Below are 20785 nucleotides of genomic sequence, written 5' to 3'. Positions count from 1 at the left end.
GGTAGCGATATGACAGAGGCAACACAAGAAAACTCAATACTGAATCAGGCCGAGGAGTATCTTACATTTACACTCGGTGAAGAAGAATATGCGATAGATATCCTTAAAGTTCAGGAAATTCGTGGCTATGACGCGGTCACCCGCATTGCCAATACGCCTGACTACATAAAAGGTGTCATTAACATGCGTGGAGTTATCGTGCCGGTGGTAGATATGCGCCTGAAGTTTCATCTGGGTAACGCCACTTATGACCAGTTTACCGTGATGATCATTCTCAATCTTGGCCAGCGTATTGTCGGTATGGTGGTGGATTCTGTATCCGATGTGGTGGCGTTGAAGCCGGATGATATCCGTCCCGCCCCTGATTTTGGTGCAAGCTTCGACACTCAGTACTTACTGGGCCTTGCCTCTGTGGGTGAGCGTATGGCTATCGTAGTGGATATAGAAAAACTGATGACCAGTCAGGAAATGGGCCTCATTGATCAGTTAGCCACCGTTTAAATATCTGGAGTAAAGAATGAAAAATATCAGTGTTAAAGCCCGGTTGATTTTTGTTATCGGCTTGCTGTCAGTACTGCTGATTGTGATTGGTGGCATGGGGCTTAATGGTATGCGCAACGTTGACTTGCGCCTGGAAACGGTTTTTGAAGACCGGCTTGTTCCCTCACATCAACTGGCTGATATCGAATATATGATGCAGCGTAATATTATTGAGCTACAACTCGCCGGAATGCACGATCCACGACTCGAAGAGCACTCGCTGCATAACCATCCCATTCAATTGCACACTGATCGGGTACGCGAAAATATTGCCGGTATTACCCGGATTTGGGATGCCTATATGCAAACCTATTTGACAGCAGAAGAGCGTGCGCTGGCTGACAGTTTTGCTGAAGCACGCAGGGATTTTGTACAAAATGGTTTGCTGGTAGCTGTGGAGCTTTATGAGGACAGCCGCTACCGTCAGGGTAATATGCACATGATTCGTGTTGTGAACCCGGCGTTTAACAAGGCATATGATGTAGCGACAGAGTTGATGGATCTGCAGGCTGTAATCGCCGAGCAGGAATATTTGGCGGCATTGGCCGAATATGAACGTACTCGGAATATCGCCATTGCCATGATTGTTATTGGCGTACTCTTGTCAGCCCTTATTGGTTGGTTACTGATTCGCGCCATCGTTAATCCACTCAATCGTGCCGTAGGTTATTTTGGACAGATTGCCGAGGGCAAGCTGGATAATGTCATTCAGGTGGATAACCATGATGAGATAGGTAAGGTACTGCTTTCATTGGAAAGCATGCAGTCTAAACTAAACACAGATATTACTGAGAGCAAGCGCATCGCCAATATTAATCTGCGGATTAAAAATGCCCTCGACAGTGTGTCAGCTAATGTCATGGTGCTGATGCCAATTTCGATATTATTTACATGAATCCGTCTGTGCTGGATATGTTCCGCACCGCCGCAGAAGATATTCGTAAAGACCTGCCACGCTTCAATCCGGAAACACTGGTCGGCAATAGTATCGATCTATTCCACAAAAATCCTGCTCATCAGCGGCAACTATTGTCTGCACTCCAAGGCAAGCATGAAGCTACAGTGAAGATAGGTGGACGTACCTTTGATCTGGTAGCTAATCCTATTTTTAATCAGGATGGCGAGAGATTAGGGGCCGTTGTAGAGTGGAAAGATCGCACGCTAGAGGTGGCTATTGAAAGCAGTGTGACGGACCTGGTTGAAAAAGCATCACAGGGTGATTTTACTGCGCGTATCGAGTCAGATGAGTTGCAGGGCTTCTTTAAGCGTTTAGGGGAAGGTGTCAACAAGCTCATGGCAGTGACTGATACTGGCTTGCGTGAAGTCATGCGGGTTATGAACCATCTCTCTAAAGGTGAGCTGACTGAGCAGGTTACCGGTGACTACCGGGGTGCTTTTGGTGAATTGCAGAGCAGTACTAACTCCACAGTAGATCACTTGAAATCCCTGGTGAGTGAGATCAAGCAGTCAGTTGATGCCATCAATACTGCGGCACAAGAGATTGCGGCAGGTAATACCGACTTGTCGCAGCGTACTGAAGAGCAGGCCTCCAGCCTGGAAGAAACCGCGTCCAGTCTGGAAGAACTCACTTCAACTGTACGTCAGAATGCAGATAACGCGCGCCAGGCCAATCAGTTGGTGCAAAGTGCCGCTCTGGTAGCTGAAAGTGGTGGCGAGAAGGCCCGTCGTGTAGTGAAAACCATGGATGCAATCAGTGAAAGTTCCAGCAAAATTGCCGATATCACTACGCTTATTGATGGTATAGCTTTCCAGACCAATATTCTGGCATTGAATGCGGCTGTAGAAGCAGCACGTGCCGGAGAACAGGGGCGTGGCTTCGCTGTGGTTGCCGGTGAGGTACGCTCATTAGCCCAGCGATCCGCTGCTGCGGCTAAAGAGATCAAGGAGTTGATCAGCCGTTCAGTCGATATAGTACATGAAGGCAGTGACCTGGTTACTGAAACTGGCAAAACCATCGAAGAGATAGTTACATCGGTTAAACGTGTAACTGATCTGATGGGTGAAATATCTGCAGCTTCTGAAGAGCAGAGTCAGGGTATCGAACAGGTGAACCAGGCTGTTACGCAGATGGATGATGTGACCCAGCAGAATGCGGCGTTGGTTGAAGAGGCAGCGGCAGCGGCTGAATCCCTTGAAGAACAGGCCGGGTCACTGGCAACTTCCGTGGCTGTGTTCAAGCTGGATGAGCAGTCTGCGCTGACACACCGGGCACCCAGGTTAAATGCGCCACGTATGCCAGCTAAAAAGGCAGCCGCAAAACCTGCTTCGACTAAACCGGCAAAACGCTTAACACCTCCTCCGGCCAAGCCAAATGAGGATGAGTGGGAGGAATTTTAATCATTCTACTCAGTAACTTAAGCTATATTTCTTGCTGTTTTTGTACTCGAAACTTGAGTAAGCAGTTTTGTTTGGGGCACTAAAAAAAGGTATTAAAATGAAACTTAACAGTGTGCGCAGCAAAATTTTAGGGATTGTCTTTTTTATAGTCTTGGTGCCCTTGATTATTATGGGTGGTGTGACCTATAGCTTGATGAAATCTCAATTAGAAAGCGGCATTACGGCGATGCTTCAGGAAGTCGGTGATAGCACGGCTGAGCTAATGGATAACTACATTCACCAGCGCTTTGCGGAAGTTCAGTTAGTGTCAGGTTCAAGCACTCTGCGCAGGAATGATGCTGATGACGCCGCTTATGGTCTGAGTCGTTATCTCATTACCTTTGATGACTTTTCTTCACTGATCTTTGTTGATAATCGAAATCAAATAGTGGCACAACAAGGGAATGTCTTACTAAGTGATGGACAAGCCTCTGTTGAACAGGTGGTTAAGTCCTGGTTAATACAGGCTAAAGCAGGTCAAAAAATAATTGATCAAGCCACCCCGCTAGCGGGCCAAATGTCGCGTTATCTTGTTTACGTGAGCCCGGTAATTCATGAGGGAGTGAACTACGGTTGGGTTTTTGGTCAGGTTGACAGTGAAAAAATAGCGCAATATGCCATCAATGTGAACATTGGTGAGACAGGAGCCGCTACTCTATTCAATGCGGATGGTCAACTTATCGGTCATAGCAACAAGGCTCGATATGGTTATGATATGTCGGGTTACCCCATTATGGACGCTCCCATGCTTCATGACCAAGGTGATCCGGGTGCATTCTTTTTAAGTGGAGATGGGCAGACCAAGTGGGGTATGACACTTATTCTTGATCGATCTTATGAGCAGTTTGGTTTGAAATGGGGTTTGATTGTTGATCAAACAAAGGATGAACTCTATGCGCCAATCACTTTTCTGGCGAAGGTGCTGTGGGTGCTGGGTGGTGTTTCTTTAGTAATTGCGATGTTAGTACTGTTGGTATTTGCCAATAAATTGGTAAAACCCATCTCTATCATCACTACTCACCTGCAAAACCTAAAACAAAATTTTGATTTTAGCCAGCGTGTAGCAGTTAACGTACAGGATGAGACAGGGCAAATGGCGGATGCCACTAACGCACTGTTAGTTAGTTTAGAGCAAGCGATTTTAGAAGCTAACACCGCAGTCCACGCGCTATCAGAGGGCGATTTTAGTGCCAGTATGAAAGGTGAGTATTCAGGTGACCTACACAAATTGAAAGTAGGCGTTAATAAAAGCGCTGAAACGATGCAATTTTCGATGAGCGAATTATCCAAGGTAATGCAATCAATTCGTGAAGGTGAATTTAGTGTATCGATTAATCCTGAATTAGTAAGAGGTGACTATCGTTTAATTCTTGAAAATGCTGCCTATGGGATGCAGTCTCTCAAAGAGATAATGGATTCAGTAGTGTTGGTGATGACTCATGTGGCCAAGGGTGAGTTCAATAAGCGGGTTGATGCTAAAGCCTCAGGCGAAATGCTCAAACTGAAAAACATGATGAACCAGTCAGTGGCAGCGCTGGAAACGGCCTTCGTGGAAATACAAGTTGTGATGCAGGCGCTTGCCAAGGGTGATTTGATCCAGCAGGTACAAGGGCAGTACCCAGGTGATCTGGGAGCTCTGGCCAGTGCTGCAAATGCCACCGTGACGCAGTTGTCTGAGGTGGTTTATCAAATAAATTTGTCTGTAGAGAATGTTACTACAGCTGCAACAGAAATTTCTGCGGGTAATACAGATCTTTCCCAGCGTACCGAAGAGCAGGCTTCCAGCCTGGAAGAAACAGCCTCGAGCATGGAAGAGTTGACCAGTACTGTTAAGCAGAATGCGGATAATGCGCAGCAAGCAAATCAATTGGCAGGTCAGGCCAATAGTGTTGCCGAAGCAGGTGGTAGTAAAGTGCAGGAGGCCATTACTAGCATGCATGAGCTGACTGCCAGTTCCGAAAAAATTAACAACATCATTAGTGTGATTGATGGCATTGCCTTTCAGACTAATATACTGGCGCTAAATGCAGCGGTGGAGGCCGCTCGTGCGGGTGAGCAGGGGCGTGGTTTTGCCGTGGTTGCCGGTGAGGTGCGCACGCTCGCACAGCGCTCTGCTGCTGCGGCTAAAGAGATACAGGCACTCATTAAAGAAGATGCCCGAATTGTGGAAAATGGTAGCCGATTGGTGAGTGAAGCCGGTGTGTCCATGGCTGACATAGTCCAGTCAGTGAAGCGTGTCACCGATATTATGGCGGAAATATCCGCTGCATCTGAAGAGCAAAGTCAGGGTATTGAGCAGATTAATCAAGCCATTACACAAATGGATGATGTGACCCAGCAGAATGCCGCGTTGGTGGAAGAAGCAGCGGCGGCGGCTGAGTCCCTCGAAGATCAGGCCGCTTCACTCTCTGAGGCTGTTTCTGTATTCAAGATTGATCGGTCCAGAGCGGGCGGAGTACGACCACCCCGGTTGAAAGCCGATCATGTCAGTGCCGAATTGCCTGCAACACAGGCCAGACCCAACCCAAGCAAACATTTACCAGCAGCAGGCAGCGCTGAGGATGAGTGGGAAGAGTTTTGAGTCTGAAGGCTATTTTTTTTGAAGCTCTGCTTAACTAATGAGGAAATGTGTTAGTGGATCGCGAATTCGTATTCAGGAATGAAGATTTTGAACGTATCCGCGATTTAATCCGTGAGCGTGTGGGTATTTCTCTGACGGATAAAAAGCGTGACTTGGTATATAGCCGTATTGCCCGCCGCTTGCGGGCTCTGGGTCTGAGTGAGTTTTCCGGTTATCTGGATTTTCTGGAGCAGCATGAAGATGAGGCACAGGATTTTATTAACGCACTCACGACTAATTTGACCTCTTTTTTTCGGGAGTCACATCATTTTGATTATCTGTCACAGGCCATGCAGGTGGCACAGGTGACTCCAAAAAAACCGTTTCAAATCTGGTCCAGCGCCTGTTCAACGGGTGAAGAGGCTTACTCTTTGGCGATGACCGCGATTGAAACCTTTGGTCGCTGGGATCCGCCGGTCAGGATACTGGCTACAGATGTGGACACGCATGTACTGGAACATGCTCGGGCGGGAATTTATGGCATGGAGCGCTTGGAAAAGCTGCCAGTCGAACGCCTTCGCCAATTTTTTAACAAAGGGCGAGGCTCTCGTATTGGCAGTGCACGTATCCGGCCGGAAGTGCAGCAACTGGTTACCTTCCGCCCATTTAACTTACTGATGCCTCAGTGGCCGTTTAAGGGGCGCTTTGATGCTATTTTCTGCCGTAATGTGATGATCTACTTCGATAAGCCGACACAATACAAAATACTATCACGCTTTCATCCGCTGTTATCTGAGCAGGGATTACTCTATGCCGGTCATTCTGAAAGCTTTCAGCATGCCGCCGATCTGTTCCGCTCGCAGGGTCAAACTATTTTTGTGCCAGTGAGAACTGCACACTCAGTAAGGTCGAATGCATGAATGCCTCAACAGATGGCCGTCATGCGATAATGCCGGATATCTATTTTGACCCCTATTTTGAGCTGGACGCGGTCAAGCTACTTCCGGGTGAGTACTATGTAACCGCGCGAGACATGATTTTAGTAACGGTATTGGGGAGCTGTGTTTGTGCCTGCATTCGCGATCAGCTAACAGGTATCGGAGGAATGTGTCACTTTATGTTGCCAGACCAGCAAAGGGATAACGCACTTATCGATAGTTCAATGCGTTATGGTAGCCATGCTATGGAAACCTTAATCAATCAGTTACTAAAAAATGGTGCTCAACGAGAGCAGTTGCAAGCCAAAGTCTTTGGCGCCTGTAATGCATTGGCCTCACCAGGTGGGCATAAACTGGGTGAAAAAAATAGCCGCTTTGTGGTCAGATACCTTGAAAAAGAGAGAATTCCCGTTCTGGCGCGTGATTTGCTGGATGTGTACCCTCGCAAAGTCTACTTTTTCCCACGCACTGGCAGAGTCATGGTGAAAAAACTGAAAAAGCTGAATAACACCACCATTCTGGACAGAGAAGCCGATTACTATAATCGTTTGACAGAGATGGATATGTCTGGCGATATGGAGATATTTACTTGATAAGTAAAGAAAAAACTAAATTTAGTGGTAGATGATTCAGCGCTTATTCGTCAGTTGCTTACTGAAATTATCAACAGTCACGCTGACTTACAGGTGGTTGCCTGTGCACCTGATCCCATTGTGGCACGCGAACTGATTAAGCTGCACAATCCGGATGTTCTGACACTGGATGTAGAGATGCCACGTATGGACGGTCTGGAATTCCTGGATCGCCTGATGCGTTTACGTCCCATGCCGGTATTAATGGTGTCATCATTGACGGAGGCAGGTTCAGATGTAACGCTCAGAGCGTTGGAGTTAGGTGCAATAGACTATATCGCCAAACCAAAAGTTGATATTGCATCCGGTTTAATCAGTTATTCAGAGTTGATCGCTGAAAAACTACGTATTTGTGCGGCGGCCAATGTGCAGTCGGCGATACCCAAAAAGGCAGGTGTCGCCTCACGTATAAATCGAGGCTATGCGTCCACAGAAAAAGTGATTTTTGTCGGTGCGTCAACCGGTGGTACGGAAGCGATACGCCAGTTTCTAGAGCCTATACCAGCTGATATGCCAGCTATTATGATTACTCAACATATGCCTGAAAATTTTACTAAAACCTTTGCCGATCGATTGAATAAGCTCTGCACTTTGAGTGTAGAAGAAGCAACACATAATAAACGCTTACTACCAGGCCATGTCTATATTGCACCGGGTAATGCGCATCTTGAGATTGTACGTAGTGGTGCCAATTACATGACATCCCTGAGTGATTCGGCTCCCGTTAATCGTCACCGTCCGTCTGTGGATGTGCTATTTCTGTCGGCAGCCCGAGTCGCGGGAGCTAATGCTATCGGGGTCATACTCACCGGTATGGGCAAGGACGGTGCGCTGGGATTAAAAGCGATGAAGGAGGCCGGGGCAGTCACATTGGCACAGGATGAGCAAAGTTGCATCGTCTTTGGTATGCCTAAAGAGGCTATTGCCATAGGGGCTGTAGATGAAGTGTTACCTCTCACATCGCTGCCTGGTCGGGTGATTGAAAAAATTGGTCAGCGGATTAACCGGGTTTAAGGAAATGCATTATGAATAAAACCAAAATACTGATTTGGCTGGTTGCACTGGCTGTGGGTATCACCCTGGCACACTGGATTTATCCGGCATTGGGTGTGCTTGTAGCACTGGCAATTGGTCTGGCGGCTGCATTGAAAGAGGATGGTACGCGCAAGGTGGGGGATCAGCCAGCGCAAAGTAACCGCAATGATGATGTCGTTGATGAGATGCAAGAGATCGGCACCTGTATTGAGCAGGTTGTATCCGAAATAGTGAGTGATATGGATGCCCTGCAAAGTATGCAGAATGATGCCATGAACACCTTGTCAATATCATTTAGTCAGCTTAAAGAGCAGATAGAGCGGCAGCAGGCTGATGTATCCATGTTGTTATATGGAGATGTGGATGATGATGAGGGCAAGCATGTAGCGGGCCATCTGGGAGGTTTTGCACATAATACACTGGAAACGATGAATCATTTTGTTGAAACCACTGTAAGAATGAGTGCTGACTCCATGGAGATGCTTGAACGGGTATCTAAGCTATCGGAACGCATGCCGACCCTGATGAAGACCCTGGACGACATAGATAATATTGCCAAGCAGACTAATCTTCTGGCATTAAATGCGGCTATAGAGGCAGCGCGTGCTGGGGATAGTGGTCGTGGATTTTCGGTTGTAGCCGATGAGGTCCGGGCACTGTCCAGTCGTTCAGCCAACTTTAGCAAAACCATTCAGGACAATCTGAATATGATGAACGTTCAGATTTCAACACTGGTCGATGATGTCAGCCGTATAGCCTCTCAGGATATGTCCTTTATTCTGGAAGCTAAAAAAGAAGTGCAAGGCGCGATTGAGCATTTAATGAGCAAAACGGAAAAAGATCAGCAGATAACCCAAGGGATGGAGTCTATATCCCAGGAACTGATGACAGCCTTGTTTGATGCCATGCGAGCCATGCAATTCCAGGATATGAGTAGTCAGACTATCGAGCATACTACGAATGAGCAGCGCCATCTGTTGGTGTTGGCCGAAGTGCTGAAAAATGAACATAAGAATCTGGATGAAAAATCATTGCGTGACAGCATTGTGCAGTTCCGCGAAGATCGGCAATCCAGAAAATCCAATCCCGTATCCGCCAGCTCTATGAGCAGTGGCGACATTGATCTGTTTTAAGGAGTTTAACGCGTGAGCGATACAACACTATCTATCAAATTGCCGGAACGATTTGATTTTAGTTATCACAAGGAGTTTTACAATAAAATCGCCCAGGTTTTGGCTGACCAGAAGTTACAGGAAGTTGAAGTGGATTTTGCGCAAGTGGATTATCTGGACAGCTCAGCACTGGGCATGCTGGTGATGCTACAGAAAAAATGTGCTGAAGTGAGCAAGCAGGTCGTGGTTGTTAATGCGTCAGGGCTGGCGGCTGAAATTTTGAAAGTAGCCAATATGGAAAAAATTGTTGAGATCCGATGAAGCAACAGGATGTGGAAAATGATCGTTCAGGTATTACCCTACTGGTTGTTGAACATAATCCAGCGCTGAATGCATTATTCAAATCCTATCTTACTCGTCAGAGATTTAATGTTGTTACTGCCTTGTGTTTTGATGAGGCTCGGCTGATCCTGGCTTCCGGTACACGGATAGATATAGCGCTGATTGATTATGACCTTGAAGACCATAAAGGCACTGATCTGCTCAATTACTTCCCGGCTAACGCAACAAACAAAAAACTACCCGTGATCATACTCGGTTCCAGTCAGGACCAGGCTATCTTACAAGCCTGCTTTAAACTGGGTGTAGATGACTATTTGTTAAAACCGGTTAACCCCTTGTTGTTAAGCCTTAAAATTGATGCGCTGGTCTACAATATGCGGCTTCACAAGATCATCTCCGAGCAAAATGAAAAGCTGCAACTGCTGATCAATAATGCCGGGATGGAAGAGCAGATGGCATCGCATATTTTCTACAATCACCTTTTGAGTCGGCAGACAAAATCCATTGCTGGCTTTAGTCACTTTTTGAAATCTACCAGTGGCTTCGGTGGTGATATTATTCTGGCGCGTGATGCGCCCTGTGGGAGTATTTTTATACTGCATGCCGATGCCACCGGTCATGGCTTGTCCTCAACGATTACGCTGGTACCGATGGTGTCTATTTTTAAAACCATGGTGCAAAAAGGCTATCGGCTTGAACCCATCATCCGTGAAATTAATGCGCGCTTGCAAGAACAGCTGCCTGCTGATCGCTTTGTCGCTGCCTCGTTGGTTGAGATAGATATCAACCATGGCGATTTGAAGGTTTGGAACGGAGGGATGCCGGAGTTACTGCTTTTGGATGAGGGCCACAAAATTGTGCATCGTTTTCAATCCACTCATATGGCCCTGGGTATTCTGAATGATACACAGTTTGAAGTGCGCTCAACGCACCGAAAACTACCTGATAAGGGTGTGTTGTTCAGTTTCAGTGATGGGGTTGTTGAGCAGGAAGATCATATCGGACGTACTTTTGGTATTGAACGCTTAATTCAGATTGTTGTACGTACGCGTAACAACAAGATGGATACGATAGCCAAAGCCATGACTGATCACGTTCGCTCAGCTGGTTTTGATGATGATGTTTCCATGTATGAGTTGTGTTTTGACCAACTGGATGATCCCGTGACTATGAGTCGTTCTCCACGGGCTTTTGTTCGCAATATGACGGATTTGTCGCCGTTTGAATGGTCACTGGAGCTGGTTGGCACCCAGATTGCGAAGCAGGAACTGCCGTCCATGTGTAATCAGTTTCTTTCCAGTATGGGGTTTGAGCAGTCTGTGTGTCAGAGAAGTTTTACCATCATTAGTGAGCTGGTTAATAATGCTATCGATCATGGTTTGCTGGAACTGACTTCTTTATTGAAAGTTGGACCAGAGGGTTTTATGGCCTATTACCTCGAACGGGAAAAGCGCCTTGCTAATCTTCAGCAACAGGATGTGCTACGGCTGATGCTGAAATGGGGTGTGGATACACAGGGTCCTTATCTGCATATTGATGTAAAAGACAGTGGCAAGGGGTATCTACCTGAAGATGCTATTGTCGGTAGTACCAATCAGCATGCATTTGGACGCGGTATTACTTTGGTCAGACAGCTCGCCACTGACGTCGAAATGCGTGAACGCGGCACTTTCGTGCGCGCTATATTGCGTTAGTAACCCAGGATGAAGCCCCATGATCAGTGATGAACATCTCGCCACCAACAGTTACTACGATCGTTACTTTGATGCCCAGGCAGTCAAAGTACTGCCAGGGCAGTATTTTGCCACACACGGAGACATCATGATTGTCACTGTGCTGGGCTCTTGTGTATCCGTTTGTTTGCGTGATCGCTTGACTGGCGTCGGTGGGTTAAATCATTTTATGTTACCGCATGACTCCAATGCAGAAGCTAATAGCCTGGTTGCGGCATCGGGTCGTTATGGTCTTTATGCTATGGAGTTGCTGGTCAATCATCTGTTGAAGTTGGGTGCAAGTCGCAACCGCTTAGAGGCTAAAGTATTTGGTGGCGGACAGGTACTCAAAAATATGACCTTTATGAATGTTGGGCAGCGTAATGTGAAATTTGTAATGGAACATCTGCGTAATGAGTCTATTCCGGTGATAGGCAAGGATGTGTTGGATATTTACCCCCGAAAAGTGTACTTTTTTCCACAAACTGGCAAGGTTATGTTGAAAAAAATTCACTCACTGCACAATACGACTATTATTGACCGTGAAAAAGCCTATATGCATGAAATTGAAACACAACCTGTAGCGGGCGAAATCGATCTTTTTTGACTTTTATTTTTTAGGTAATGGATTGAACAGTATGACAACAACTGTGGGTAAAGCTGTACTTGGCTGGCGGGAATGGGTGGCTTTGCCACAGCTGGGCATTTCAGAGCTTAAGTGTAAGGTCGATACAGGTGCCCGAAGTTCGGCACTGCATGCCTTTGCGGTAGAAGAGTTTTACAAGGAAGATCAGCGCTGGGTGAGGTTTGGTTTGCATCCGTTGCAGCATAATGATGCAACCGAGGTCTGGTGCGAAGCCCCTGTAACTGACGTGCGCCGTGTAACCGATTCGGGTGGGCATACCACGGAGCGTTATTTTATTACCACGGATGTGGTGCTGGGCAATCAGTGCTTTCCTGTCACCCTGTCGTTAACCAGTCGCGATAATATGCTGTTTCGCATGTTATTGGGGCGTGAAGCGATGAAGGGACGTTTTCTGGTCGATTCGGGTGCATCCTATCAGCAGGGCAGGGTATCAGAGCCCTTGCGCTGAAAAGGTCTGCATCACATAGTTAACTCGCTCCTCAGCGGTTTTGTGGGGTTTGCGGATACTCTCTATATGCCGTAACCGTGGAAGCAATCCCCGGCCGTTGGCCACCTGAATCGATAAGCCTGGTCTGGCATTCAGTTCCAGTAACTGAGCGCCTCGGGACTTGTCCAGCACGATGTCCGTGCCGATATAGCCGAGGTTGCTCATTTCGTAACAACGCGAGGCCAGTAGCAACATCTCTTTCCAGTCGGGAATCACCATGTCGATTAATTGCTTGCCTGTGTCTGGGTGCTGTTCAATTGGAATAGCAAACTGCACGGCCTTCAGACTGCGTCCTGTGGCAATGTCCAGGCCGACACCCACAGCGCCCTGATGCAGGTTGGCTTTGCCATCGGAGGTGTGAGTGGCCAGGCGCAGCATCGCCATCACCGGATAACCACGAAACACTATGATACGTATATCCGGTACCCCTTCGTAAGAGTAGCCTTCAAAGGTATCATCAAACTCAATCAGATCTTCAATAATGGCGACGTCCGGATTGCCACGCAGTGAGTAAAGCCCTGCCAGAGTGTTGGTCAAATGGCGTTTGATATCTTCCAGGGTGATCTCGGTACCGGATGATTTGACGAACAAGTCATCACGACGTCCGATGATAACCAGTATACCCTTGCCGCCGGAACCTCTGGATGGCTTGATAGCAAAGTTTTTTAACTGCATCAGACGTTCTTCTACATGACTGATTTCATGCTGGGTTCTGACGACTGATATCAGTCCAGGCGTGGCTACCCCATACTCTTCAGCTAAGAGCTTGGTCTTGAGTTTGTCATCCACGAGTGGATAAAAGCGGCGTAAATTGTAACGTCCGATAAAGTCGACATTACGGCAATTCATCCCCAGAATGCCAGCTTTGTATAAGCGAAACGGACTGGCCCAGCGCATTTATGGCTGCTCCAGCATGGCACGAAATCGGCGTAACTCGGAAAGTTTATACCCTGTGTATTGTCCCATCAGCATGATGATGGCCAAAATGATCAGGTTCAGTTCCGGGAAGTTAAACGTCAGGTGACCGAACAAGGGCAGTTGCATAATCAAGTAGGCGAACACGGCTACCAGCAGACTGCCGCCACCCTGTACCACCACCTGTTTAGGGCCTTCCTCTTCCCAGAGTATGGACATGCGCTCAATGGTCCAGGCGATGATGATCATCGGGAAGAAAGTAATGGTCATGCCTGTACTGAACCCCAGTTGATAACCCACCAGGCTCAGCATGGAAACCAAAAAGACCACCAGTACCACCAGTGTGGCAATCCGTGATACCAGTAGAAGATTCAGGCGTGATAGCCAGGTACGGATAACCAGTCCCATAGCGACAATGCTGATAAAACTGATCAATCCCAGGCCCAGTGAGGTTTGTAAAAAAGCCAGGGCGATCAGAATGGGCATAAAAGTACCGGAGGTTTTTAGACCGATAATAATGCGCATGAAGACTACCACCATTGCACCTAATGGCAGTAAAAACAGCAATTTAAACATGCTTTGTTCTTCAATGGGCAGGCTGTGCACGCCCAGCCAGGCGAGCCCCTGTCCGGCAAACTGTGATTGCGCCAGTTTCAGTGAAGGTAGGGTCTGTTCTATCATTGAAAAACTCACACGTGAATTCCGCCCACCAACAACATCGAGTAATGACTCACCGCCGCGCTGCCATAACAGCAGGTTTTCCGGTAAACCCTGAAAACCAGTTTGTGGATCAAACACCAGCCAGCGGCCCTCAGTGAAGATCTCAATCATAGGGGTGAGTCCCTGACGTCGGCGAGCATCCTCAAGATACAAACCGACTGAAAGGCGTGTCGGGATGCCGGCCTGATTCAGCAGTTTATCCAGGGCTTCGGCTGTTGAGTGGTTAGTCAGCAAGAGCGCTGTATTCTGTCCAGGTTCGGGGTTGCGTAACAGGCGCAGTAATTCCCGTGTCAGGCTTTCAGGGGTACTCGACTTACTCCGTGCCTGGTCGATAATATCGGTCGCAGCTGTTGTTTCTGCATCACTCCAGAGCACCTGCCTTGCAATAGGCCTGGGTGACTCTGTCATATCTACCTTATTCGCATCAGGAATTAACTGGGCTTTATAATAGAGTGTTTGTAGTCCGGCCGCGTTATTTTTGGACCACTCTCCGCGGCGTTGCCCATCATGCTCGATAATGGCAAAGCCATACCCTGGTGAGGCGGCAACCTCATTGAGTAATGTAAAGCCCGGGGGGTTGTCTGGTAGCATCATGTTTGCCAGTACCGGCTCATTGAAGCTTTGAAAATCAATACGCGCTTCAATCAGCCAGGCCTGTTTTTGTTCACCTGGCCAAAATGGAATCCCCAACTGTATATGTCGCATAACAGCTATGCTGAGACCGGCCAGTATTAAAATGGCTATGATGGAGTAAAAAGGTACTCTGGATACCATTTAAATGCGTCCTCAAACAGGGTGTTAGCGGATCAATCCGGCTGGAATAAAAAATCTATCGGTGCAATATACTGCTTGCTGACATCAACTACCATCTGGTCACGCAACACATTGCGGCCAATCAGTAGCGGGAAGTCCAGATGGTCACGATCACTCAGAGTGAACTCAGCAGTATGGCTGATGCTGCCAAGCGTAAAGTGCAATTCCACTACAGGGCGACGTTCATAGTCATCACTAATCGATTGACTGATTCTAACCCGCCTGACGACGGGTCGTTCAAAGGAGATATCTTCTCCAGTTTCCGGATCCCTGGTGTCAAAGCGCACCCAACGACGACCATCACGTTCAAAGCGTTGAATGTTGCGGGCATCCAGTGATGAGGTGGTAGCCCCTGTGTCGATGCGGGCATTGAACACCAGATCCAGGGGGGAGATGTGCACGCGTTCAGCTTCACCTATCAGTTGTTTCTCCAACCCGCCCAGCATCAGGCTACCGTTATTATCGGCTTGTGGACATACCAGACGTGGAGCCGGTTTACATTCGGGTGGTTTAACCTGCTCAGCAATGCTGGATTGTAATTGGCTGATCACCGTTTCTTGTGCCGCTGCCAGTTGTTTAATGACTTGCAACTGCGTATCGTTCAATCGATTAATCTGATCATCCTGTGTAGCCAGTCGTTGATCGATGGATTCGACAACACCCTCTTCGATATAAAGGTGTCCGGGCGCACAACCGCCCAATAATAAGGCCGAACTGATAATTGCGATTGACCATTTAAGCATGTAGAGCTCCGACTGGCATAAGGTTCTCTGGAAAGGCGCTAATATTACGCCAATTCGTGCCTAGATAAAATTGATTCGCTGTGTTCAACACAGGTTTTATGGCGCTTGACCAAGCTAAAGGTTAAAATTCAGCAGACACTGATAATCCGTTGTGGCTCAGGCGATAAATCCTGGTGAATTCTGGAGTCAGTGGCCAATACCCGTATCTGATGGAGAAATAAATGATTATTCAGGTGAATACCGACAGCAGCATTGAAAATGATGATTCGCTGACTGCCCATGTTGAATCTGTTGTTGAAAAAGCGCTGGGACGTTTCAGCGAAAAAATTACCCGTGTTGAAGTGCATCTGCATGATGAAAATGCCCACAAACCAGGTGATCATGACAAGCGTTGTGTGCTTGAAGTGCGCTTGGCTGGTCTGCAGCCACAGGCTGTGACTGAGCATGCCGATACGGCACATAAATCCATAGCAGGTGCCTGTGATAAAATGAAAAGTTTGCTCGACAGTCTGCTGGGCCGGTTGAACAAACACTGATAGCAGTACAAAAACGGTAGGTATTCTATCCCTGCCGTCTAGCTACCGAGCAAGGCTTCTATGGCTTGCTCAACCTTCTTGGAGTCCGGGCTGGTAGTGCTTGGAAAAACCTCTACAACACGGCCGTTCTGGTCGATCAGATACTTGTAAAAGTTCCAGCGTGGTGCTCTTGACTGGCGGGCCAGTTCAGCAAAAATCGGGTGTGCATCACTGCCGCGCACGCTTACAGGTGCATACATATCAAAACTGACGCCGAAATTGAAAAAGCAGACTTTGGCCGTTTCAGCTTCATCATCGGCTTCCTGGCGAAAGCTATTGGATGGAAAGCCTGCAACGATCAATCCCCTGTCTTTGTAGCGCTGATGTAAGGCCTCAAGACCTTCGAATTGACCGGTAAAACCACAATGGCTGGCGGTGTTGACAAACAATAATGGTTTGCCTTGATACGCCGCTTTCATATCCACGGTCTCATTGGCATGCAAACGCTTGAGTTGGTGGCCGAGCAGTTGATTTACATCGACTTCGGCAGAGGTTTGTGCTGAAAATAACAAGCTGATCATGATGATTAATCCTACCAGGCGTGACATACCTTTAAGCCTGTGCTGACTGTTTGAAGGATTGTACGTAGCAAATAATGGTTCAGATGACTAAATCTTGTATAAGTCTGGCCAGACGCCTTGTGCCGGGTCCGGCAAACTCACCTTCGCTCATCACTAAATAGAGGGGCACATAGCGACTGGCTCCGGATTCCAGAGGCAGGGGTTTTAGTTCGCCTGTGTCCAGGTATTGCTGGATTTTAACTCGAGGATACCACGCAAACCCCAAACCCGCACAGACGCTTTTAATCGATGTGCTGGCGTTACTGAAGGTCCAGCGTTGTTCCGCACCTAACCAGCCAGCATCGAGCTTCCTGCTCCCTGAGTCCCGCACGACCAGTTGCCGGTGCTGACGCAGATTTTCCAGTGTGAGAGGGGTGGGAGTTGGTGTAGTGTGTGTTGTGGGTGTGCTACGGCAATAAACTCAATAGTCGTCAAGGCCTCCCCGGTAAATCCGGGGGGTACACGACCCCCGATAACCAGGTCGGCTTCGCGTCGTAGCAGAGCTTCTTCAGTTCCGCTCAGTACGCTTTCAGCCAGGACAATACGCGTTTGAGGCTGCTCCTCTGCAAAGCGGTTTAACGCCTGCAAAATAAGATCTTCAGGGAAGATGCTGTCGATGGTCAGGTGAATTTCGGCTTCCCAGCCTTGTGCAAAATGCTTAGCCAGTTTTTCGATCCTGTGAGCATGCTCGGTGAGGTCTCGTGCATGCCTGAGAAGTGCTTCACCCGCTTCAGTAAGTTGCGCGCGACGCCCCTCAATACGGAACACGGCAACACCCAGGCTTTGTTCCAGTCGATTAATGGCGTAGCTAATTGAGGACTGACTTTTACGCAGTGCCTCAGCCGCCTGCGCATAGCCTTGTGAGTCCACTACGGTGATAAAGGTATGCCACTGCTCCAGGGTAACTTGCATCGGTTATATATCTAAAAAATTGATCAAATTAAGCTAATTATTGCTGTTTATTATCTATAAATCAAACCTGATAATAACTTCATCAAAACAAATCACAGGAGTTATGTAATGAAAACCCTACTTCATGTTAAAAGCAGCGTATTTGGAGACCAAGGACAATCAGCTCAGTTAGCGGATCGACTGATTCAGCGCTGGTTGCATCAGAACCCTGAGGGGCAGGTCGTGGTACGTGATCTGGTCGCTGAACCCATTGCCCATTTTGATATGCAAACCATTTCGGCTTTGTCGACCGAGGCCGCTCAGCGCAGCCCTGATCAACAGGCTGTCGCTGCACTTTCAGACAGATTGATAGCTGAGCTTCAGGAGGCTGATACGCTGGTATTAGCTGCACCTATGTATAACTTCGCTGTACCTTCACAGCTGAAAGCCTGGTTCGACCAGATAGCCAAGAATGGCGTGACTTTTCGTTACACTGAGCAGGGGCCAGAAGGCTTATTACAAGATCGTCCTGTGTATGTGTTGGCAACACGTGGCGGTGAGTACCGTGATGCTGGCCTGGATTTTCAGATACCCTGGGTGAAACAAATTCTTGGGTTTATAGGGTTGAAGCAGATAGAGGTCGTCTACGCTGAAGGTCTCAATATGTCGGGTGCTGATGCCGCTATTGATCAGGCACACTCTGAGCTGGATAGTCTGGCATTGAGTTAAACCAGGAGGTGAGTCATGCAAACTCAAACTCGAAAAATTAAACGTATTATCAAGGGGATTGATAGCCAGGATGGCGCAGGTGTTAAGCTTAAGCGCAGTATTGGGCAGCGACAGCATCTGCGCATAGATCCATTTTTGATGCTGGATATGTTCTCATCCGATAACCCGGATGACTATATTGCCGGTTTTCCACCACACCCACACCGTGGCTTTGAAACAGTCACTTATATGTTAAACGGTAGTATGTTGCATCGTGACCATATGGGTAATGAAGGGTTGCTAAACACCGGTGGCGTACAGTGGATGACCGCCGGACGAGGGGTCATTCATGAAGAGCGTCCTCAGCAGGAGTCCGGGTTAATGCGGGGCTTTCAGCTGTGGATCAACTTGCCGGCTAGCGACAAAATGAAACCCGCTGCCTATCAGAATATTGAGCCAGAGCAGATCCCGGTGATTCAGAGTGATCAGGCGACTCTTCGATTGGTTGCTGGTGAGCTGGAGATAGGTGCAAAGGTTTACAAAGGGCCGGTTCAGGGAATCGTTACCCAGCCAGTATTTATCGATATTAGCTTGAAACCCCATAGTCAGTTGGTGTTGCCATTGGCTGCTGCCCTGAGTGGTTTTATCTACTTGTTTGAAGGTGAAGCGCTGCTACAAGATGAGACGTTGCAGACAGATGCAGCTGTTGAGCTTGATGCTGGTGAGCAGCTCAGTCTGGCCACTCACGCTAAGTCAGCCAGAATGCTGCTGGTAGCAGCAAAGCCACTGAATGAGCCTATTGCGCAGTACGGGCCCTTTGTCATGAATAATATGGAGCAGATAGAACAGGCATTGAGAGACTATCGTGATGGTGTGCTGGCTGGTTGAGTGTTCAGTTGGGTGGTGAGGCTGTTTCAGCGTTTTCTGAGAGTGAGTTTTCGTTGACTGGGTCATTGAGTTGAGCATTGAGCTGTTCTAACAGCTGATTTAGATTGAATACTTGTGTATCCAGTTGGTGCCTGGTATTCAGGCGTTTAAGCTGCATTAAGGCGCTGCGAAACTTATGTACTGCGACCTGTGCACCGCGATCATGTAATGCTTGCTGAGCATCCTGTAGCAGAAGGTCGCAGTTGCAGCGCACATAGGCACTCTTTAGTTGTTGCAGTTGTTGTTGGCAGGTCTGGCTGTTGATGGCATTTAGCTGTTTGAGATTGTTAATCAGCTCGGCTGTTTCACGTATCAGTGAGCGATTTCGTTGTGCTGTGTTACGGTCATGAAACAGCGTGACCTGATTTTCAGGGAAGGCTGGAGTCGTGAAAGTTTCTTTCTCGAGCTCATCCAGTTTCTGCAGTGCTTGCTGATGCCCGGTAGAGCGGTCCAGTTTGCTGGCGCTGTACCAGAGGTTACGCAGGTAGCCAATCAATAGCGTTCTGAGTTCCAGAGTTTGAAACTCTGCTGGCAGGTTGTCGAGTAGGTGTTCTGTGCCACGAATCCGGTTACGCACTGCAAGCAGTTGCATCTGTCTTTCCCGACGTTGGTTTTCAGCTGTTTGAATAGCAATAGCCACCATGGCCATGAAGAAAACTCCGGTCAGGATAATCGCAGCAGTTTCAGTTGGTGTCATAATGTACTTCGGTTGCTCAGGATCGACACTTTAATACTATCCTAGTCTGGCCTTTCCCGCATTGCATTTGGCTGAATCAACTGAGTTGAACGCGAAATAATCAGCCGATTTTGCATTTTTTTAATATCAGGTGTTGACGAGCATTATCTGTCTACGTATTATTTGCGCCTCTTCCAGAGCATGGCACGTCTGGAAGGGTGCATGCAAGTGCACAGGCTACGTCCCATTCGTCTAGTGGCCTAGGACACCGCCCTTTCACGGCGGTAACAGGGTCGAACCCCTATGGGACGCCACCTATCCGCATAAACTTATCCTGTCATTTCTAAATTACTCAATGGGCTAGTTTTCCATAAAGCCGGTCTTTTCTGTCGTGCTTGTGCTTTTCTGTTCAAAGAGTGTTTGAATAATCCGGCATTCAGCTGTCGTGCCGCCACGGCACTGTCTGACTACCTGACGTAATTCGTTGGCAAGTGTCTCCAGCGATGCAATGCGCTTTTCCAGTTGCTCAAGATGGTGGGTGGCAATTTCATCGGCTGCACGGCAGTCCGTATCCGGGTTGTCAGCCAGATTGAGCAGATCCTGAATGCTATGCAGATCCAGACCGAGTGAACGACCGTGGCGGATAAATCCAATGCGTTCCACCGCTCGGTGATCATAGTAGCGATAGCCCTGATCACTGCGCCCCGGCTTTTGCAATAGTCCGAGCTTTTCATAGTGACGTATGCTCTCCGCTGAACAACCCGTGAGCGCGGCCACCTGACCGATACGATATTTATCTGACATCTTACTTGACCCTGTAACGATTACAGGGTTTAGGCTAGCTAATAGAGTCTGA

Annotated in this window: 23 protein-coding genes and 1 tRNA gene; 16 read left to right on the top strand and 8 right to left on the bottom strand. The window is 48.0% G+C overall.

Going from position 1 to position 20785, the window contains the following annotated elements:
* The first annotated feature begins 9 nt into the window (after positions 1 to 9).
* From LH51_RS02345 to LH51_RS02295, 12 genes are all read left to right on the top strand, one after another.
* Complete coding sequence (locus LH51_RS02345; RefSeq protein WP_036519384.1) at positions 10 to 501, top strand: chemotaxis protein CheW; 492 nt, start codon at positions 10 to 12, stop codon at positions 499 to 501.
* Positions 502 to 517: 16 nt separating this feature from the next.
* Positions 518 to 1435: a Tar ligand binding domain-containing protein gene (locus LH51_RS20350; RefSeq protein WP_052063373.1), complete on the top strand. Its 918-nt coding sequence runs from the start codon at positions 518 to 520 to the stop codon at positions 1433 to 1435.
* Positions 1432 to 2898: a methyl-accepting chemotaxis protein gene (locus LH51_RS02340; RefSeq protein ID WP_052063372.1), complete on the top strand. Its 1467-nt coding sequence runs from the start codon at positions 1432 to 1434 to the stop codon at positions 2896 to 2898. The genes LH51_RS20350 and LH51_RS02340 overlap by 4 nt, the downstream gene beginning before the upstream one ends.
* 97 nt (positions 2899 to 2995) lie before the next feature.
* The gene (locus LH51_RS23895) at positions 2996 to 5518 is read left to right on the top strand and encodes a methyl-accepting chemotaxis protein (RefSeq protein ID WP_052063371.1); all 2523 of its coding nucleotides are present in this window, start codon (positions 2996 to 2998) and stop codon (positions 5516 to 5518) included.
* Positions 5519 to 5571: 53 nt separating this feature from the next.
* Positions 5572 to 6417 carry a CheR family methyltransferase gene (locus tag LH51_RS02330; protein ID WP_200881840.1) on the top strand — a complete coding sequence of 282 codons (846 nt, stop codon included), beginning with the start codon at positions 5572 to 5574 and terminating at the stop codon, positions 6415 to 6417.
* The gene (gene cheD / locus LH51_RS02325) at positions 6414 to 7028 is read left to right on the top strand and encodes a chemoreceptor glutamine deamidase CheD (protein WP_036519382.1); all 615 of its coding nucleotides are present in this window, start codon (positions 6414 to 6416) and stop codon (positions 7026 to 7028) included. The genes LH51_RS02330 and cheD (LH51_RS02325) overlap by 4 nt, the downstream gene beginning before the upstream one ends.
* Before the next feature lie 24 nt (positions 7029 to 7052).
* Positions 7053 to 8081 carry a protein-glutamate methylesterase/protein-glutamine glutaminase gene (locus LH51_RS02320; protein ID WP_036519381.1) on the top strand — a complete coding sequence of 343 codons (1029 nt, stop codon included), beginning with the start codon at positions 7053 to 7055 and terminating at the stop codon, positions 8079 to 8081.
* Positions 8082 to 8092: 11 nt separating this feature from the next.
* Positions 8093 to 9235 (top strand): methyl-accepting chemotaxis protein, encoded by a 1143-nt coding sequence (locus LH51_RS20725; RefSeq protein ID WP_052063370.1) that lies wholly within the window; start codon positions 8093 to 8095, stop codon positions 9233 to 9235.
* 12 nt (positions 9236 to 9247) lie between these two features.
* Positions 9248 to 9535 carry an STAS domain-containing protein gene (locus LH51_RS02310; RefSeq protein ID WP_036519379.1) on the top strand — a complete coding sequence of 96 codons (288 nt, stop codon included), beginning with the start codon at positions 9248 to 9250 and terminating at the stop codon, positions 9533 to 9535.
* On the top strand, positions 9532 to 11250 hold the full coding sequence (locus tag LH51_RS02305) for a fused response regulator/phosphatase (protein WP_036519378.1): 1719 nt from the start codon (positions 9532 to 9534) through the stop codon (positions 11248 to 11250). The genes LH51_RS02310 and LH51_RS02305 overlap by 4 nt, the downstream gene beginning before the upstream one ends.
* Positions 11251 to 11269: 19 nt before the next feature.
* The gene (gene cheD / locus LH51_RS02300) at positions 11270 to 11875 is read left to right on the top strand and encodes a chemoreceptor glutamine deamidase CheD (protein WP_036519376.1); all 606 of its coding nucleotides are present in this window, start codon (positions 11270 to 11272) and stop codon (positions 11873 to 11875) included.
* A gap of 31 nt (positions 11876 to 11906) precedes the next feature.
* Positions 11907 to 12362, top strand: a complete 456-nt coding sequence (locus LH51_RS02295; protein ID WP_036519374.1) for an ATP-dependent zinc protease family protein — start codon at positions 11907 to 11909, stop codon at positions 12360 to 12362.
* On the opposite strand, the gene LH51_RS02290 is transcribed toward LH51_RS02295, so the two are convergent.
* From LH51_RS02290 to LH51_RS02280, 3 genes are all read right to left on the bottom strand, one after another.
* Positions 12345 to 13298, bottom strand: a complete 954-nt coding sequence (locus LH51_RS02290; RefSeq protein WP_036519373.1) for an alpha-L-glutamate ligase-like protein — start codon at positions 13296 to 13298, stop codon at positions 12345 to 12347. The two genes, LH51_RS02295 and LH51_RS02290, sit on opposite strands and share 18 nt — an antisense overlap.
* A complete protein-coding gene (locus LH51_RS02285) occupies positions 13299 to 14741 on the bottom strand; it encodes an inactive transglutaminase family protein (protein WP_235263445.1) in 1443 nt (480 codons plus the stop codon).
* A 101-nt stretch (positions 14742 to 14842) separates the two neighbouring features.
* The gene (locus LH51_RS02280; RefSeq protein ID WP_036519369.1) at positions 14843 to 15592 is read right to left on the bottom strand and encodes an ATP-dependent zinc protease family protein; all 750 of its coding nucleotides are present in this window, start codon (positions 15590 to 15592) and stop codon (positions 14843 to 14845) included.
* 221 nt (positions 15593 to 15813) lie between these two features.
* Here LH51_RS02280 and LH51_RS02275 point away from each other — a divergent pair, with 221 nt between their 5' ends.
* Positions 15814 to 16128, top strand: coding sequence for an HPF/RaiA family ribosome-associated protein (locus LH51_RS02275; protein WP_036519366.1), 315 nt, complete (start codon positions 15814 to 15816; stop codon positions 16126 to 16128).
* A gap of 38 nt (positions 16129 to 16166) precedes the next feature.
* Here the strand turns inward: LH51_RS02275 and LH51_RS02270 are convergent, their stop codons facing one another.
* Genes LH51_RS02270 through LH51_RS02265 form a run of 3 tightly spaced genes read right to left on the bottom strand, consistent with a single transcriptional unit; the run spans position 16167 to position 17639 of the window.
* Complete coding sequence (locus tag LH51_RS02270; RefSeq protein ID WP_036519365.1) at positions 16167 to 16715, bottom strand: glutathione peroxidase; 549 nt, start codon at positions 16713 to 16715, stop codon at positions 16167 to 16169.
* Between the two features lie 52 nt (positions 16716 to 16767).
* Positions 16768 to 17058: a LysR substrate-binding domain-containing protein gene (locus LH51_RS23890; protein ID WP_327124024.1), complete on the bottom strand. Its 291-nt coding sequence runs from the start codon at positions 17056 to 17058 to the stop codon at positions 16768 to 16770.
* Positions 17016 to 17639, bottom strand: coding sequence for a LysR family transcriptional regulator (locus tag LH51_RS02265; protein WP_327124023.1), 624 nt, complete (start codon positions 17637 to 17639; stop codon positions 17016 to 17018). Before LH51_RS02265 ends, LH51_RS23890 begins: the two co-directional genes overlap by 43 nt.
* Positions 17640 to 17747: 108 nt before the next feature.
* Here LH51_RS02265 and LH51_RS02260 point away from each other — a divergent pair, with 108 nt between their 5' ends.
* Positions 17748 to 18347 (top strand): FMN-dependent NADH-azoreductase, encoded by a 600-nt coding sequence (locus LH51_RS02260; RefSeq protein WP_036519362.1) that lies wholly within the window; start codon positions 17748 to 17750, stop codon positions 18345 to 18347.
* 15 nt (positions 18348 to 18362) lie between these two features.
* Entirely contained in the window at positions 18363 to 19214 is an 852-nt protein-coding gene (locus tag LH51_RS02255; protein ID WP_036519359.1) for a pirin family protein, read from the top strand.
* Positions 19215 to 19218: 4 nt separating this feature from the next.
* Here LH51_RS02255 and LH51_RS02250 read toward each other — a convergent pair whose 3' ends face one another.
* The gene (locus LH51_RS02250) at positions 19219 to 19950 is read right to left on the bottom strand and encodes a hypothetical protein (protein WP_036519356.1); all 732 of its coding nucleotides are present in this window, start codon (positions 19948 to 19950) and stop codon (positions 19219 to 19221) included.
* Between the two features lie 220 nt (positions 19951 to 20170).
* Here LH51_RS02250 and LH51_RS02245 point away from each other — a divergent pair.
* Positions 20171 to 20243: transfer RNA gene (locus LH51_RS02245), tRNA-Glu, on the top strand.
* A gap of 46 nt (positions 20244 to 20289) precedes the next feature.
* Here the strand turns inward: LH51_RS02245 and LH51_RS02240 are convergent.
* Positions 20290 to 20733: a MerR family transcriptional regulator gene (locus LH51_RS02240; RefSeq protein ID WP_036519354.1), complete on the bottom strand. Its 444-nt coding sequence runs from the start codon at positions 20731 to 20733 to the stop codon at positions 20290 to 20292.
* Positions 20734 to 20785 lie beyond the last annotated feature (52 nt).

It is taken from the genome of Nitrincola sp. A-D6, assembly GCF_000764495.1.
Taxonomy (GTDB): domain Bacteria; phylum Pseudomonadota; class Gammaproteobacteria; order Pseudomonadales; family Balneatricaceae; genus Nitrincola.
Note: the sequence above shows the minus strand (reverse complement) of the source record. Positions and strands in the feature narration are given on the sequence as shown.